Origin of the sequence: Labilithrix luteola (genome assembly GCF_001263205.1) — a bacterium.
In the GTDB taxonomy this organism is placed as follows: domain Bacteria; phylum Myxococcota_A; class Polyangia; order Polyangiales; family Polyangiaceae; genus Labilithrix; species Labilithrix luteola.
Map to the genome: position 1 here is coordinate 516,133 of NZ_CP012333.1, position 15,216 is coordinate 531,348.

Annotated in this window: 15 protein-coding genes; 11 read left to right on the forward strand and 4 right to left on the reverse strand. The window is 66.2% G+C overall.

Going from position 1 to position 15,216, the window contains the following annotated elements:
- Positions 1 to 4: 4 nt before the first annotated feature.
- On the reverse strand, positions 5 to 535 hold the full coding sequence (locus AKJ09_RS02425; protein ID WP_146645558.1) for a hypothetical protein: 531 nt from the start codon (positions 533 to 535) through the stop codon (positions 5 to 7).
- A 166-nt stretch (positions 536 to 701) separates the two neighbouring features.
- On the opposite strand from AKJ09_RS02425, the gene AKJ09_RS02430 reads away from it, so the two are divergent.
- The 6 genes from AKJ09_RS02430 (at position 702) to AKJ09_RS02455 (ending at position 6,550) form a co-directional block, all read left to right on the forward strand.
- Positions 702 to 1,352, forward strand: coding sequence for a TetR/AcrR family transcriptional regulator (locus tag AKJ09_RS02430; protein ID WP_169927189.1), 651 nt, complete (start codon positions 702 to 704; stop codon positions 1,350 to 1,352).
- A 159-nt stretch (positions 1,353 to 1,511) separates the two neighbouring features.
- Positions 1,512 to 2,723, forward strand: a complete 1,212-nt coding sequence (locus AKJ09_RS02435; protein WP_146645560.1) for an NAD(P)/FAD-dependent oxidoreductase — start codon at positions 1,512 to 1,514, stop codon at positions 2,721 to 2,723.
- A gap of 15 nt (positions 2,724 to 2,738) precedes the next feature.
- Entirely contained in the window at positions 2,739 to 3,734 is a 996-nt protein-coding gene (gene sigJ, locus AKJ09_RS02440; RefSeq protein WP_146645561.1) for an RNA polymerase sigma factor SigJ, read from the forward strand.
- Positions 3,735 to 3,851: 117 nt separating this feature from the next.
- Positions 3,852 to 4,112, forward strand: a complete 261-nt coding sequence (locus tag AKJ09_RS02445; protein ID WP_146645562.1) for a hypothetical protein — start codon at positions 3,852 to 3,854, stop codon at positions 4,110 to 4,112.
- Positions 4,113 to 4,351: 239 nt separating this feature from the next.
- Positions 4,352 to 5,893: an RtcB family protein gene (locus AKJ09_RS02450; protein WP_146645563.1), complete on the forward strand. Its 1,542-nt coding sequence runs from the start codon at positions 4,352 to 4,354 to the stop codon at positions 5,891 to 5,893.
- A 162-nt stretch (positions 5,894 to 6,055) separates the two neighbouring features.
- Positions 6,056 to 6,550, forward strand: coding sequence for a hypothetical protein (locus AKJ09_RS02455; RefSeq protein ID WP_146645564.1), 495 nt, complete (start codon positions 6,056 to 6,058; stop codon positions 6,548 to 6,550).
- A gap of 1 nt (position 6,551) precedes the next feature.
- On the opposite strand, the gene AKJ09_RS02460 is transcribed toward AKJ09_RS02455, so the two are convergent.
- The 3 genes from AKJ09_RS02460 to AKJ09_RS02470 all read right to left on the reverse strand — a co-directional run bounded on the left by AKJ09_RS02460 (position 6,552) and on the right by AKJ09_RS02470 (position 11,290).
- Positions 6,552 to 7,343: a hypothetical protein gene (locus AKJ09_RS02460; RefSeq protein ID WP_146645565.1), complete on the reverse strand. Its 792-nt coding sequence runs from the start codon at positions 7,341 to 7,343 to the stop codon at positions 6,552 to 6,554.
- Between the two features lie 60 nt (positions 7,344 to 7,403).
- Positions 7,404 to 10,739 (reverse strand): Kelch repeat-containing protein, encoded by a 3,336-nt coding sequence (locus AKJ09_RS02465; protein ID WP_146645566.1) that lies wholly within the window; start codon positions 10,737 to 10,739, stop codon positions 7,404 to 7,406.
- Between the two features lie 215 nt (positions 10,740 to 10,954).
- Positions 10,955 to 11,290 (reverse strand): hypothetical protein, encoded by a 336-nt coding sequence (locus tag AKJ09_RS02470; RefSeq protein WP_146645567.1) that lies wholly within the window; start codon positions 11,288 to 11,290, stop codon positions 10,955 to 10,957.
- A gap of 129 nt (positions 11,291 to 11,419) precedes the next feature.
- Between AKJ09_RS02470 and AKJ09_RS02475 the strand changes: the two genes are divergently transcribed.
- The 5 genes from AKJ09_RS02475 to AKJ09_RS02495 all read left to right on the forward strand — a co-directional run bounded on the left by AKJ09_RS02475 (position 11,420) and on the right by AKJ09_RS02495 (position 15,181).
- Positions 11,420 to 11,956, forward strand: coding sequence for an Mpo1 family 2-hydroxy fatty acid dioxygenase (locus tag AKJ09_RS02475; protein ID WP_146645568.1), 537 nt, complete (start codon positions 11,420 to 11,422; stop codon positions 11,954 to 11,956).
- A gap of 55 nt (positions 11,957 to 12,011) precedes the next feature.
- A complete protein-coding gene (locus AKJ09_RS02480) occupies positions 12,012 to 12,650 on the forward strand; it encodes a hypothetical protein (RefSeq protein ID WP_146645569.1) in 639 nt (212 codons plus the stop codon).
- A gap of 128 nt (positions 12,651 to 12,778) precedes the next feature.
- On the forward strand, positions 12,779 to 13,327 hold the full coding sequence (locus AKJ09_RS02485; protein ID WP_146645570.1) for a DsbA family protein: 549 nt from the start codon (positions 12,779 to 12,781) through the stop codon (positions 13,325 to 13,327).
- A gap of 121 nt (positions 13,328 to 13,448) precedes the next feature.
- Entirely contained in the window at positions 13,449 to 14,444 is a 996-nt protein-coding gene (locus tag AKJ09_RS02490) for a hypothetical protein (RefSeq protein ID WP_146645571.1), read from the forward strand.
- 74 nt (positions 14,445 to 14,518) lie between these two features.
- Entirely contained in the window at positions 14,519 to 15,181 is a 663-nt protein-coding gene (locus AKJ09_RS02495) for a putative periplasmic lipoprotein (RefSeq protein WP_146645572.1), read from the forward strand.
- Positions 15,182 to 15,216: the final 35 nt, after the last annotated feature.

Sequence of the window (15,216 nt, forward strand, 5' to 3'; positions counted from 1 at the left end):
ATAGCTAGGGCTTGGCAAGACCGAAGTAGAGCCAGAGGCGGTCGCGCCGCGCCGTCTGGAGATAGGCCTGGCCGAGCCAGAGTCCGGGCTCGAGCTCGCGAATCTCGTCTTTGACGCTCCGGATGACGGGTGGATTGCCAGGTAGGTCGTAGTCGAGCTGCAGAGCCTCGAAGTCGCCCGCGCGTGACTTGGCGATGAACGTCTCGAAGCGGAAGAGACGGAAGCGCTCCGAGAAGACGCGGTTGATGCCCTCACCGCGCCTCGCGTGGGGCGTAAACGTTTTACCGCGCCACGGAAAGCTTCCAACGCTGGCGATGGATCGTAGAGCCGAAGTCGCCAGGGGATGGGCCTCGAGCGCGGGCCAGGCGAGCATCCGACCGCGGAGCGCTCCGCCGACGTCCTCGAGACGCGGCGTGGATGCGTTCACGTAGAGCGACTGGAGCTCGGGCGCGGAGCGGATCAGCAGGTCGTCGAGGCGTGACGTGACGACGGCTCGACCGACGTTCGGAACTGCATGGCTCGTGACGACGTGCATGGCGACCTCGCTTTCGCTCGTGGTTGTCGGGGTTGCTTTCACATACGGACCCGTATGTGAACTTGATCTTCCACATACGACCCCGTATGTCAAAGACGTGGCGCGCGTTTCAGCGAAGAGTCGAACGAAAGCCCGAGCTTCGAGTGTCGTGACAAGGGAAGCTTCGATGCGCGCGACGCGCGAGGCTCTCGTCACCGCTGCCCTCGAGCTGTTCTCCGAGGAAGGGCTCGACGCTCCCAGCCTCGATGCCATCTGCGATCGGGCGGGTTACACGCGAGGAGCGTTCTACGTTCACTTTCCCGATCGCGATGCGCTGCTCGTCGCCGTCATGGAGAAAGTCGGAGAGGCATTCCTTTCGAGCGTGTTCGAGCAGTTCAGGTCCCCTCCGGCGACGACGACCAGCAAGAGTGCGCTGATTCTCGCCGCGCAGCGCTTCGTGGCCGCCGTCGAAGCGGGCGCCTATCCGTTGATGCCGTCGGCCAAGGCCCGTGGTGCACGTTCAGGCCACGAGCGGGCTCCGCAGATACGACCGCACCAACTCCTCGATGCCTGTGCACGCTCGCCGGTCGTCCGTGAGCGCTATCGAGCGCTCGTGGAGGCAAGCATCGATCAGGTCGCGCAACTCGCGTGGGAGGACCAATCGCGCGCCGTGATCCACACCGGCCTCGATCCGAAGCAGGTGGGCACCATGCTGCTCGCCGTCGTCATCGGTGCGCAAACGATGGTCGAGCTCGGCGTTCCCGTCGATCCAGGGGCGCTCGCCCGCACCGTGCTTCTGGCTCTGGTGCCGAACGGCGCGGGCGACGAACCGGTCTAGCTCGAGCGGTAGTTCCACCTGCCGCATGGCCCGGCGCCCTTGATTTCAGGCCGTTCGTCGATTTTTCGTGCCGGTGGTCACAAGCCGAGAGCCTGCCTCGTCCTGCCGTCGAAGTGCTGGGCACGAAGACGTCCCAGCCATTCGACGGAGGACCAGACCATGAAGCGACGCGTTTTGATCGTAGGCGGAGGTTACGCAGGCGCCCTCAGTGCGCTCCGGCTCGCTCGAAAGACCCGAAAAACGGGCGACGTCGACGTGACGCTGCTCACCGCCGAGCCCTTCTTCGTCGAACGCATACGTCTGCATCAAGACGTGGCCGGCCCCCTCCGTCGAAGGACGCCCCTCGCCAAGATTTTCGCCGGGACGAGCGTGCAGGTGCGCAGCGGCCACGTCGAAGGCTTCGACTTCGATGCACGAAAGGCACTCGTTCGAGACGGCTCCCACGAGAGCTTCGACGAGCTCGTCGTCGCAACGGGCAGCATCGCGAGCTCGGGACCGTTCGATGGGAAGACCGACGCCTATTCGTGCGCGAGCGAGGCCGATGCGCTCGCACTCCGCGCCCGTCTCGAGACGCCAGGACTGCGGGTGGTCATCGTTGGCGGAGGGCTCACGGGCGTCGAGTTGGCGTCGGAGCTCGGAGAGCGACGCTCCGACTTGCGCGTGACACTCGTTACATCCGACGAGGTGGCACCGATGTTGAGCGAGGGCGGACGCGCCTACGTGCGGCGTGTGCTCGCGATGCATCGCGTCGATCTCCTCGAGAACGAGCACGTCGTGGCCGCCGACGACGGAGCCGTCATCCTGGCCTCGGGCCGAGAGCTGACGGCCGACGCGTTCGTGTGGGCGGGCGGCTTCGCTCCGTCGCCGCTCGCGAAACAATCAGGGCTCGCCGTCGACGCAAGCGGCCGCGCCATCGTCGACGCGCGACTCCGGAGTACGTCGCATCCGTTCGTGCGCGTCATCGGAGATGCTGCGCGCGTTCTCATTCCCGGCCCCGACGGAAGCCCGCAGGTGCTCCGGATGGCCTGCGCTACCGCGATGCCGATGGGCGCCTATTGCGCGGACGACGTCGCACGGCAGAGCCTTGGCCCTGACTTCTCGTTCTCGTTCGCGGCCTGTTGCGTGAGCCTCGGCCGCAAAGCCGGCGTGTTTCAACGACGGTCGCGTCACGACGCACCGATCGACGGGCGCCTCGAAGGTCGGCTCGGAGCCTTCGTCAAGGAGGCGATTTGCCGATACACCATCGGCTCGTTCGCTGCCGAGCGACGCGGCTTCGGCTATGGTTGGCCGGGAGAGGCCCGTACGCTGCAGGTGCGCCAGTCGCCCCTGCCGCCCGAGCTCGTCGAATCTGTCGTCGTTCGTAGCCAATAGAATGGAGCGTCGACGATGAGCGTCCCGACCGACCCCCATGCCCCGAGCGACGCGCTCACCCGCTTCGAGGCCGAGCGCAGCCATCTCTTCGCCGTGGCCTATCGGATGCTCGGAAGTCGGGCCGAGGCCGAGGACATTCTCCAAGAGGCCTACCTCCGCTGGGCCGAGCGTGAGACCACGGACGAGTCCGACGTGGAGTCGGATCGCGCATTTTTGACCACGGTCGTCGTGCGCCTCAGCATCGATCATCTGAAGTCCGCCCGCGCGCGGCGCGAACGCTACGTCGGCCCCTGGCTTCCCGAGCCGCTCGTCGCGCGAGGAGTCCCTTCTCTCTCGCCCTCGGGCGCGAGCTCCGGCTCGGGCTCCGGCGAGCTCGGCCCGGAGGGGCGCGTGGCCCTTGCGGAGTCGTTGTCGCTCGCGTTCCTCACCTTGCTCGAGCGCTTGTCGCCCAGCGAGCGGGCGGCGTTCTTGCTTCGCGAGGTTTTCGATCAGCCCTACGAACGCGTCGCCGAAATCCTCGGCATCGGCGAACAGGCCTGTCGCAAGCTCGTTTCACGCGCGCGCGAGCACATCGATGCGAATCGTCCACGCTTCCCCGCCTCGGCCGAGAAAAAGCAGGAGCTGCTCCTCGCATTCCTCGGCGCGTGCGCATCGGGAGACGCGGGTGCGCTCGGAAACTTGCTGGCGGCCGACGTCGTCGCTCGTTCCGACGGCGGCGGGAAGACGATGGCGGCGCTCAAACCGGTCCTCGGCAGCGACCGCGTCGCCCGCTTGCTCCTGGGCATCATGAAGAAGTGGCCCCCGAACGGAGTCGCTGAGCTCGCCACGGTGAACGGAGAGCCTGGCATCATCGTTCGCGACGAGACGGGGGTTCGCCTCGTCGTCGTGCTGACGGTGGACGACGAACGCATCGGCAACGTGTGGATCGTGGTCAACCCCGACAAGCTGGCGCACGCGCTCGATGCGACCGATGCGACCGGTGCGACCGAGCACGCCCATCGATTGAACTGACGCTTCGGAGCCTGGCGCGGGCCAGGCGAATATTGGCCCGGGCCAGGGAGAGCATGACCTAGCCATGCGAAATCGTTTGGGCGCCATGGTGGCCCGGGATTTGTTCATGGCCCGCGCATGGCAAACACACCGTGGGGCAAGGCCGAGGTCGTCGAGGAAGTCACCGTCCAGCAAAAGGGATCCGGCGAGCGCGAGTTCGCGGCGGTCATCCAGTACCTCGAAGACGAGCGCGGCGGAGGAATGGTTCGATTCTCGTATTCGACGGACGCCTCGGTCCGGCGCGGCCCGTTGACGGTTCGCCTCTCCGATCTATCGAAATTGAAGAAGGCACTCGCCAGAAAGCCACGGCTCCATCGAGCGCTCCAGTGGACGGAATGACGTGAGCCCGTGACGTGCGGGGGTTCGAGCGGGTTGACGAATCGCACGACGCAATGCATGGTGTGGCCGCTGCTGCGAAGAGGCTGCCTCCCTCTTCGAGTCGAAAAATGCGGGCCCGGTTACCGAACGCGCGGACGTTCGGCGACGAGGGAGGCCTGCGCTCTGCGCACTGTACTCGCTTGTACTCGCCACTTGCTCGTGCACGGGTGCTCGTGCGCAGTCACGAAAAGCAGCTGGTCATGGGCAAATTCCCATTCCTGCGTCCCGCAGAGGATGCAGGGTGTTTCCTTGTCGAGAACCCTCGGTCCCCGCAGGCACTCGACATTCGTCTGTTTGCAAACCAAAACGTCCCATTCGAACGCGAATCGTTCGAGCAACTCTTCGATTTCCTCGACGTCGCGCGCGCCGTAGCGGACGTTCGCGAAGTCGAGCGAACGCGGCACGATGCTCCTTTCTTCGGCGACGCCGAGGCGGGCATCGACCGTGTCGTCCTCACGCCGGACTTCCACAAAGGATCTCTCGTGCCCGTCGGAACGGTGTTCCGCGCGCGGCACATGTGCATTCCGAGGGCCATCGGCAACGACATCTGCTGTGGCATGCGTCTCCTCGTCACCGACCTCCCGGCCGAGGCGCTCGAGCCACATTGGAATGCCATCCAGAAACGACTTCGCGCGATCTTCTTCGCCGGCGAGCGCGACATCCCCATGTCACCTCGCCAGCGTGAGGCCGTCCTACGTGATGGTCTTCCAGGTCTCGTACGCACCGCCGCGGACAACGCGGGCGTCGGCATCTGGAGTCGCTTCGATCGGAGCTCCGCCGAGGAAGATCTCGCGCGGGCCCACGCCGAGGGGCACTTCGCCACGCGGCGGCTCTTCGGATTCGAGCGATTCGTCGAATCATCGGGCAACGTCGACGGTCGCGATCCGCAGATCGGATGCGTCGGCGGCGGCAATCACTTCGTGGAGCTCCAGCGAATCGATGCGCTTTTCGATGGTCCCTCGGCGCGGACGTGGGGTCTCTCGAAGGGCAACTTGGCCATCATGATCCACTCCGGATCCGTGGGCCTCGGTCATGCGGTCGGCGGATACTTCATGGACCGCGCACGCGAGATCTTCCCACGCACGGTGAAAGCGCCGAAAGACGGCTTCTATCCTCTCCCAATCTCGGGTCCGCGCGCAGAGGAGGGGCTCTTCTATCTGGACGGAATGGGCAACGCGGCAAACTTCGCGTTCGCCAATCGCCTCTTTCTCGGACTGATGGCCGTTCGCGCAATCGAAGAAGCCATCGGACGAACGCTTGCGACACGGCTCGTCTACGACGCCCCTCACAACCTCGTGTTCCGAGACGACGACGTCTGCCTCCACCGAAAAGGCGCAACGCCCGCGCATGGGCCAACGGCGTCGGATTGGGTTGGCAAGCCCGTCATCATCCCGGGCTCGATGGGCGCGGCGAGCTTCCTGCTCGCAGGATCAGGTCACGAGGCTTCACTCGAAAGTGCATGCCACGGCGCAGGTCGGGCACTCTCGCGAGGTCGCGCCGCGCACGTCTCGCGCGACGTGTTCGTTCGAGAGACGGGCGCGCTCCGGATCGTCGGTCCAATCGATCCGAAGTCACCGGCGCTCGTTCGGCGGCGCGATCTCCTCGCCAGGTACGAAAAGCGCGTGATGGAAGAGGCGCCCTATGCGTACAAGGCCGTCGAACCGGTCGTCGAGTCGGTCGAGCATTCCGGCATCGCCCGCAAGGTTGCCCGTCTGTTTCCGCTCTGCACCGTGAAAGGTTAGACGAAGGTCACGGCAAAGGCATCGGCGCCCTCGGCTCGTCTTATCCGGCCGCCGAGGGCGCCGTAGCCGCATTCGCGCGAATGTGGGATTTTCCTACGGAGCCTCCCCGTTGCTCGAGGCGGTGGCCGACGTCATACTCGTCGAATGCTTCGACATCACGCATTGGCTTGCTTGCTCGCTGCGCTCGTCGTTCAAGGCTGCGGAGCAAAGGGGGAAAACGAGCCGGACTACGATTACGGAGCGCCCCAGATGCGCACCGCGATCGAAGGCAAGTGGGTGGGCCAGAGGGTCGACAGCGCATCCGAGGCAAACAGCACGACACTGACGCTGTCGTACGTCCCGGCGGACATTCATGCCCAATGCGGCACTCGCTTGCTAGAATCGGGCAATCTCGAAGGCACACTCGCACCACGCTGCATGGACACGAGCAAGGTGCGCGTGACCGGCACCTTCGAGACGAAGGAAGCTGGCGCGCCGGAGAGCGTCGACGGTTCGTTCGGAGTCGATAGCCTTCGCTTTTACGGAGGTGGCTTCCTGGACCTTGGCCTGGGAGCTGACCGACAGCTCGGCGGCGAGCTCGAAAACGGAGTGCTGACGCTCGATGTGCTCGCCTCAGGTCAGCGTCGCGGTCGCTATTCGTTGTCGCGCGTTCCCTGAATCAGAACGCGAGCGCCAAGCCGGCGAACACGCCCTGGCGTACTGCCACGACAGTGAAGTGCGCGCTCGAGAGCAGGTTGGGGCGATGGATGGCGTAGGCCTTCCATCCCGCCTCGATCGGATCCTCGACGAGGAGCGAGCGGACACCACTAGACAAGGTCACTGCGCCGAAGCCGGTGAAGATGCTGGCGAAGCTCGCGCGATCCACGGAGTCCACCGACTCGGACGGAAGGCCGACGTTGCCGATGGCGACGGCCATTCCGAGCCCCGTCAGCAGGGTGCCGACGGCAAGGGAGAGAACGCCGGAACGTATCCGCGTCGACCGAACGTGATTCGCGACGACACGCCATTCCTCCGCGCTCTCGCGCACCACCTCGTCAGCCGACATGCCGCTCGCCGCGCGTTGCGCGAAGTGCAGGCGTAAGCGCTCCACCGGCGCGCGATAGACGGTCAGGTCGAGAACGCCGCTCGTCACCGAGGCAGCGCCGCGTGCAAGCAGCACGAATCCACCGAACGCCATGTCGCGCTCGAGGACGAAGCCACCGGCCGCCAGCGATGCCGCGCCCAGCGTCGTATCGGCGACGGCATTCCAGACGCGATAACGCGAGGACTCCGTCTCGAAGTGATCGAGCAGGTTCCTCATCTCGGCCACCTCTTCGGCGTCGTGACGAGCGGCCACGGATTCCCGTGACTCCCCCTCCTCGGTCGGCAGCTCCGCCGCGGCGCAAGGCGCTACGAACGTGCAGAGCGCAAAGATCGACGCAACGGCCCCCGTCACGACGAAGCGAAGCATGGCACGTAAGGATGCCATGCTTCGCGCAACGGTTGCGCGTTTTGCAGCGCGCCGGCGTAACTACGCGCGGCGCCGGCGACGCAGCGTACCGAGCGTGGCGATTCCGAGGAGGACGCCAAAGGTGGACGTCTTCGTGTTCAGGCCACCCGGGCTCTGGCTACAGCCGCCGTCGTCGGTCGTATCGGCGGAGGAAGCATCCGGATGTTCGACGTTCACGTAGAACGTGCAGGACGAGACGTTGCCGGCCTGATCTTCGGCGAACACGCGAACCGGCGTCGAACCGATCGGGAACACACTCTCCGATTCGAGCGACGAGGTGACCGTGGGCGTCGAGACCGCGTCGGTTGCGACCGGAAGATTGAACGACACGGCAGCCTGGTTGGCCGTCGTCTTGACCTCGATGTTCGACGGGCACGTGAGCGCCGGCGCCGTCGTGTCTTTCACGGTGACGGTGAACGTGCAGGCCGCCGTGTGACCGGCCGCGTCGCGCGTGGTCGCCGTGACCTTGGTGGCGCCGAACGGAAGCGCGGTGCCGAGCGCCGGCGTGTAGGTGACCTCCGGGCTCGCACCGTCGTCGGTGACGGTGGCCGAGAACCACTTGGCGGGCGCTCCCTTCGAGCTCGTGGCTTCGATGACGCTGTTCGCCGGACACACGATGACGGGCGTGTCACTCGTTGCCGTCACGTTCACGGTCGCGACGGTCTCGGGTCCACAATCCGTAACGCCGACCTGGAAGCTGTCGGCTCCCACGTATCCGTTCGCGGGCGTGTACGTCACCGAAGGGAGCGTGCCGCGCAGCGTGCCGTGCTCGGGAGGAGTAACGACCCGCCACGTGAGCGTCTGGCCCACGTCGGGATCGTTGGCCCTCAGCGTGATGGGAACCGAAGCGCCGTCGGCCGTCGACACGGTCACGTCTTCGACCGTCGGCGAGGCGTTGGGAACGAGCGAGACCATGCGACCGCCCGGGACCGCATTCGCGAACACCGAGAGCGCATACGATCCGGGAACAATATCCGAGGGAATCGCGATGGTCGCCTGGATTGCCGACGTCGTATTCGCAGCGAGCGACCAGAGCGCGCCTCCCTCGGGGGCTCGCAGACGTGCAACGACGTAGTTCGTGGGCGAGGCGGAGGAGTTGTCGCCCGTGCCGCTCGACACACCGCGGAAGAGCGTTCCTTCGATCGGGTTCGAGCAACCGATATAGAGCGGTTTGTCGCTCGTCACGGTCGGATGCCACGCGCTCGCAGCGCCCGTGTCGTCGAAGAGCTGCGCCGTCGTCGAGTCCGCTCCGCCGACGAGGAGCGCCGCTCCCGAAGGCAGCGCGACGGCGACTGCACCGCCGCGCGTCGAGGGCGCCGTGACCGCCGCAAAGTCGTTCGTGAGCGGATCGTAGATCTCGGCCGAGGTGGCCGCCGCGCTTGCCCCTGTCAGGCCTCCGCCGACGAAGACCTTGCCGGACGGTAGAAGCGCCGCACTGTGTTGAAAGCGCGCTTCGCGGAGCGCACCGACCGACGACCACGTGTTGGTTGCGGGGGAGTAAATCTCGGCCGCTGCGAGCGCAACGCCATCGGCATCACGGCCACCGGTGGCGAGCACGAGGCCGGACGGAAGAAGCGTGAGCGACAACGACGAGCGCGCGGCGACGAGCGAGCCTGCGGGCGACCACTTGTTCGCGGTGCTGTCGTAGATCTCCGCGGAGGCGATCGGTGCACCGCTCGCGTCACGTCCACCAGCGACGAGCACCTTGCCGCTCGGAAGCACGATCGCCGCGTGCGCGGCACGCGCAACCGACGGAGCCGCGACCTTGGACCAAGACTTCTTCGTGGCGTCGAACAGCTCGGCGGAGGGTACGAGCGACGATCCGGTCTGACCGCCGACGACGAGCACGTTGCCGTTCGAGAGCAGCGTCGACGTGTGCGATTGGCGAGCATCGGCGAGCTCGTTCGTCTGCGACCATGCGCTGGCGACCGGATCGTAGAGCTCGCTCGAAGCCGCAGCGGCCGTTCCCATCAGGCCGCCCGCGACGAGGACCTTGCCGGAAGGAAGCAGCGTCGCCGTCGCGTGTTCGCGCGCCGCGAACATCGGAGGGGCGGGCGACCATACGCGCGTGCCCGGGTCGAGCAGCTCGGCGACGGCCGAAGACTGACCCGATGCCGTACGCCCACCTGCAACGAGCACACGGCCCGACGGAAGCAGGGTCACGAGCGGATCCGTGCGCGGGGTGACCATCGCCCCTGCCGTCGTCCACGCACTGACGGCAGGATCGAAGACCTCCACACTCGCGAAGAACGTAGAGACGGCCGACACATCGGCGCCTCCCACGACGAGCACCTTGCCCGACGGGAGCAGCGTCGCCGTCGCGTTCTCGCGCCCGGTCGTCAAGTCGGCGGCCGCAGACCACGTTCCCGTCGCCGGGTCGAAGAACTCCGACGTGGGCGGCGGCGCGGCACCGAGAGGCGCACCACCGGTGACGAGCACCTTGCCGTTCGGCAAGAGGTTCGCGGCATGGCCCGCACGCGCGTTCGCCAGACTGCCCGTTCTCGTCCACGTGTTGGCCGCGGGATCGTAGAGTTCCGCGTCGGCAATCGCAGTGTCGGCAAGGCCGCCGGACAGAAGCACGCGACCGTCGGTGAGGAGTGTGCTCGTGGCGTAGTGACGCGGCACGAGCGGCGACGCTGCGACCGACCAGGTCCCCGTCGCGGGGTCGTAGAGCTCGGCTCCCGCGACTTCGCTCGACGTATCCAAACCGCTGATGGCGAGGACTTTGCCGTTCGCCAGGCGCGTGGCGACATGCGCGCTACGCGCCGACGTCATGGATCCCGTCGCCGTGAACGTGTTGGTCGCGGGATCGTACAGCTCCACCGTCGCGAGGCGCCCGTCCGCCCCCGCACCGCCGGCGACGAGCACCTTCCCCGAGTCGAGCACGGTGAGGGTCGGCAGAAAACGCGATGACGCCATCGAAGCGCCCGCGGACCACGTGCCGGAGATCGGATCATAGAGCCGCGCCTGCGCGGAGCCATCACCGAGGGCGAGGACGCGTCCGTTCGGCAAGAGCACCGCCGACGTCACATTGGCCGAGAGACCGGTCTTGCCCGCCGACGACCAGGTGTTGGTGGATGGGTCGAAGAGCTCTGCCGAATCGACGAATCCCGTACGCGACACGCCGCCGATCACGAGCAGCTTGCCAGACGGGAGAAGGACGGCCGCGTGCTGAGCCCGCTCACTCGCCATCGACGCCACGCTCGCGAACGCGGGCACCGGCGCGGCGACGAGCGCACTGGTCTGACTGCGCGTCGTACTCCCTTCTGTAGGCGACGAATTCGTCTGCGTGCACGCTGCGAGGAGCGCGCTCCCCACCATCAGCAAGGCCCGGCGATAACTCGCGCGACGTGACATCAGACGATCTCCGCTTCGAAGTGGTGACGACGTCCCCCCGAGCGCGCGCGACGTTAGCAGCGACTCCGTCGATCACGAAGCTCGCCAAGCCGCGAAGATGCGTCATCGCGATTCGCTACGTCGTCGCGCGAATCTTCTTCGATTCGAGGATCGTGTTCTTCGTTGGATGAGCTTTCCGAATGCCAACGACCTCTGCCGCTGCGAGACGCTTCGCGTCAACCACCACTGCGCTTCACGGCTTCGCACGTGCGCTCTTTGCACACGGCAACGTAGCCCTCGGGACCATTGACCCTGGGACATTCGATCCGATCGGACGCGGGCGCGCACTCGACGGCCGCGCAACGATTCTTCTGCTGCTCGAAGACGTTGGACGGAATCGCACGCGGAGTGTCCGGACACGCCGAACAACAACCGGTCTTGGTGACGACGACACAGTCCGAGTCGCTCGCGCACGACGCGCGACCTCCGCTCGGGGTCCGTGCAGATTCTCCGCTTCCGCCGCATGCGGTGAAGATGCCGACGATCGCGAGCGTGACGACGAGACCCCTCATTGCCGCAGGATACCTGCTCGACCTCCACGAAGCTCGTCCCCTTCGAAGCACGAGAGCCGATGGAGACGCGTGCTCGTGCTCGCGTGGCGCGGCGCTTTTCTTCGCGCGCCCATCAGGCATAATTCGCCCATGCGTTCGCTCGTGGACCACCTCTCGAACTACGCCGACTACCACCGGGATCGACGGAACATCGCCACGCACTTCGTCGGCATTCCGATGATCGTGTTCGGCATCGAGGCGTTCCTCGCGCGCCCCGCTCTTCCCCTAGGCGGCACCAGCGTCTCCGTCGCGATGGTGGCCACGCTCCTCGCGATGGTCTTCTATTTCGTGCTCGATCGTCGCTTCGGCGTGGCCATGACCGCGTTCTTCGGAGCGAGCTTCTGGCTCGGAAGCGTCATCGCCGCCCAATCGACCACGCTCTGGCTCGTCGGCGCCACCAGCCTCTTCCTCGGTGGATGGGTCATCCAGTTCGTCGGGCACTACTTCGAGGGCAAGAAGCCCGCCTTCGTGGACGACCTCATCGGGCTCCTCGTCGGCCCGCTCTTCATCGTGGCCGAAGCGGGGTTCGCGCTCGGCATGCGCAGGGAGCTGCGCGAAGAAATCGAACGACGCTCGGGCCCGACGCGCGGCCGCTCGCTCGCCTTGTCGACCGACGGCAACCGCTGAAGAACGAGCAACGACTCCCCGCATCGGGACCGATGCGTGATAGAGCCTCTCGCCCATGGCGAAGGCGAAGCGAACCGGAACGGGCGGAAACAAGCTCGCGCAGCTGACGGCGGCGCGCGACGACGGACGGATTCTCCGAATTCACCGGCGCACCATCGACGTCCATCATCTCGACGTCTTCGTCGTCGGCGTCGGCTCCGAGTGGGTGCTCGTGCAGCCCGTGAGGGACCGCATCGACCTCGATGGCTACGAAGCGCTGCGCCTCAAGGACATCACGAAGGTCGAAGACAGCCCGCGAGCCACGTTCCTCGGAGCGGTTCTCAAGCTGCGTAAGCAGAAGCCGAAGGCCGTGAAGAAGGTGGCGCTCGACACCGTGGACGGCCTGCTGCTCTCGGCGTCGCGCGGCTGGCAGCTGGTCGCCGTCCACCGTGAAAAGGTCGACCCCGACGTTTGCGAGGTCGGCCGTGTCCGCGAAGCGAACGCGAAGACGTACGTTCTCCACCCCGTCGACCTCGAAGGCGTCTTCGAGCGCGAGCTGGAAACGTTCCCGAGCCGCGACGTCACGCGCGTCGACTTCGGCAACGGCTACGAAGAGGCCCTGGCGATGGCCGGCGGAATGACGATGCCGAAGACGTCGGCACGCACGAAGAAGAAGACCAGCGCGAAGCGCGGACGTACGGCCTCGAAGGCGTAGCGCACCTCTCTTCTCGGCGCGCAGCTCTGCACCCCACCATGGCACGGCGCATGCGTCGCATGCGTCGGTGTCCGGCGCGCTGGAGCTCTGCGATGCCGGCGCAGAAGCCGCTGAAGTGAGGTGCAACCATGGCTGAACTCAAGCTGTCGGCTCCGGTCGGGCGTCGCGATCACGCCCAGGGTCTCGATTCGGCACCGCTCGTGCTCGTCGAATACGGCGACTATCAATGCCCCTTCTGCGCGCGAGCCCACGGGCGCATCAAGGAGCTCCAACGAGAGTTCGGCGACAACCTTCTCTTCGTGTTCAGAAACTTCCCGCTCGTCGAGGTGCACCCCGACGCGCTGCGCGCCGCCGAAACCGCCGAGTGGGCTGCCCTGCAGGGTGAGTTCTGGCCGATACACGATTGGCTCTTCGAGCATCAGGACGAGCTCGATCCGCAGGGCCTCCTCGCTGCGGCGGCGGACTTCGAGCTCGACCCCGGTGGCTTGCAGACCGCCTGGCAGAAGCGATCTCAGCTCCCGCGCATCCGCGAGGACGTACGCAGCGCGAACGACAGCGGCGTCGGGGGCACGCCCGCGTTCTTCATCGACGACTTTCCGTACGAAGGCGGCCTCGACCAACTCTCTCTCGTGCTCCGCTCGGTGCTCGCCTCGGGGGCGTCGACACGCTCAGGCTGACAGCGTTGGAACGATCCGTTCCGCGCGCGCGGAGGTGCCAGCGTCGAATCTTCGCGGCCTCGACGAGAAATGTGTTCGCGAAGGAAGGAAGAGCTCGATGACGTCGTAAGCGACGTCACCGATGACCCGCGCCTCCCTCTTCGCCCTTCTCGTCGCAACCGCGGCTCCCCTCGCCTGCACGTCGGGCACGATGACGACGACCACCGCTGACGGCGGCTCCAACGCCGGCACCGGGCAGAGTGGAGACGGCGCGTCGGAGGATCCCGGTACCACCGACGGAGATCCGACCGACCCGGCCAGCGATGGTGAGCAGCCGTCCGAGGAGACGAAGAAGGAGACGAAGGTCGGCACCATCACCCTCACCAGCACGGCCTACACGATCGGGACGACGACCGTGGAGCAGGGCATGGCGACCGGCACGTTCTACCGCGTCCCCCCGGTCAAGGGCACATCGAGCGGCGGCGGGTGCTCGACCCAAACGATCGGTACGTGCGAAGTCACCGAATGCACGATGGCCACGGCCACCAGCGACGGCGGCACCGTCGCCATCGACTACACCGACGCGGGTAGGGTCACGATCACCGGCGTCGACGTGAACGACGGCTCCATGACGCTCACGCCGGGCGGCTATGGTTATCAGACGGTGAGTGGCTCGGTCGCCCTCTTCTCCGCCGGCGCCACCATCCACATGAGTGCGCCGGGCAATCCGAATGGAGCGCCGGCCTGGGGCAGCACGATGACGGCTCCGGGCTCGGTCAACGTCACGAAGCCGCTCTTCGATGCGCAGTCGTCCGTGGCCGCGAGCGCGAACGCCGATCTCGCGGTGTCGTGGACCGGCGGCGCTGGCGGCAACGTCCTCGTCTCGGTCGCCTCGGCGATTCAAGGGAAGAGTTCACAGACGCGCTGCGTATTCCCCGCCGCGTCCGGCAAGGGCTCGGTCCCGAAAGCGGCACTCGGGAGCGCGGCGAGCGTGGGCGGCCAGACGACCCTCATGGTCATGTCCGAAAGCCGCGACGTCCAGTCGATCGATGGCTGGAACATCACACTCTCGCTCCAAAGCTACGGTGTTCGCCCGCAGGGCGGCGGACTCGCGCTCGGCATCTTGAAACTCCAGTAAAGCGCGCCCGAACGCGCTCACCAAAGACCCGACACGAACGCCTGCGTGCGCAGGCCAATGGGGAAATCCGTCCAATGAAGACCATCGCATCGGCCATGTTGTTGCTCGCTCTGCCGCTCGTCGGCTGCGCATCCATTCCTCAACCCGTCGCCACGCCCACCGGCGAGCCGCTCAGCGTGCGCGAGCACACGGAGACCGGCTACGTCACCGAAAAGGTCAAGGTCGGCGAAGTGGAGCACAAAGGCACCAACGGTCAGACGTATGGCAAGAGCGAGGTCTATCAGAATCAGACTCGCTCCTTCCAATATCAAGTTTGGGGCGGATATCAGGGCGACGTCAAAGTCTCGGACGACGACTTTTACCGAATTTCGAATGACCAGAAGGCGATTCAAGAGGTCCAGGACAAGCGCGAAAGCGGCGTGGTCCTGAATCGTGTCGGCTTGGGTTTGCTTGCACTCGGTGCAGCGGGCGTGGTCGGCGGATATGCCATCAACTCGAGCTGGGAGCCCGATCCCAACAATCCGGGCGCCACGGCTCCGAAGACCGGCATGTACATTCTCACGGGAGGCCTCATCACGGCTGCCGTCGGCGGCATCCTCACGTGGGTCGGCATCTCGAAGGCGCACAGCGAGCACCCGCTCACGCAGGACCGCGCTCAGGCGGCGGCCGCCAACTACAACCGCTCGCTCGGCGCCGGTCCCGCCGTCACCACCACGACGGGATTCGCACTTCCCTGACCACACACATCGACGTCAGAGCGACGAGCGCGGCC

What these genes read in the sequence shown, in the direction of transcription:
- AKJ09_RS02425 (WP_146645558.1), bottom strand. Translation starts at nt 535, where the DNA reads ATGCACGTCGTCACGAGCCATGCAGTTCCGAACGTCGGTCGAGCCGTC.
- AKJ09_RS02430 (WP_169927189.1), top strand. Translation starts at nt 702, where the DNA reads ATGCGCGCGACGCGCGAGGCTCTCGTCACCGCTGCCCTCGAGCTGTTC.
- AKJ09_RS02435 (WP_146645560.1), top strand. Translation starts at nt 1,512, where the DNA reads ATGAAGCGACGCGTTTTGATCGTAGGCGGAGGTTACGCAGGCGCCCTC.
- sigJ (WP_146645561.1), top strand. Translation starts at nt 2,739, where the DNA reads ATGAGCGTCCCGACCGACCCCCATGCCCCGAGCGACGCGCTCACCCGC.
- AKJ09_RS02445 (WP_146645562.1), top strand. Translation starts at nt 3,852, where the DNA reads ATGGCAAACACACCGTGGGGCAAGGCCGAGGTCGTCGAGGAAGTCACC.
- AKJ09_RS02450 (WP_146645563.1), top strand. Translation starts at nt 4,352, where the DNA reads ATGGGCAAATTCCCATTCCTGCGTCCCGCAGAGGATGCAGGGTGTTTC.
- AKJ09_RS02460 (WP_146645565.1), bottom strand. Translation starts at nt 7,343, where the DNA reads ATGCTTCGCTTCGTCGTGACGGGGGCCGTTGCGTCGATCTTTGCGCTC.
- AKJ09_RS02465 (WP_146645566.1), bottom strand. Translation starts at nt 10,739, where the DNA reads ATGTCACGTCGCGCGAGTTATCGCCGGGCCTTGCTGATGGTGGGGAGC.
- AKJ09_RS02470 (WP_146645567.1), bottom strand. Translation starts at nt 11,290, where the DNA reads ATGAGGGGTCTCGTCGTCACGCTCGCGATCGTCGGCATCTTCACCGCA.
- AKJ09_RS02475 (WP_146645568.1), top strand. Translation starts at nt 11,420, where the DNA reads ATGCGTTCGCTCGTGGACCACCTCTCGAACTACGCCGACTACCACCGG.
- AKJ09_RS02480 (WP_146645569.1), top strand. Translation starts at nt 12,012, where the DNA reads ATGGCGAAGGCGAAGCGAACCGGAACGGGCGGAAACAAGCTCGCGCAG.
- AKJ09_RS02485 (WP_146645570.1), top strand. Translation starts at nt 12,779, where the DNA reads ATGGCTGAACTCAAGCTGTCGGCTCCGGTCGGGCGTCGCGATCACGCC.
- AKJ09_RS02490 (WP_146645571.1), top strand. Translation starts at nt 13,449, where the DNA reads ATGACCCGCGCCTCCCTCTTCGCCCTTCTCGTCGCAACCGCGGCTCCC.
- AKJ09_RS02495 (WP_146645572.1), top strand. Translation starts at nt 14,519, where the DNA reads ATGAAGACCATCGCATCGGCCATGTTGTTGCTCGCTCTGCCGCTCGTC.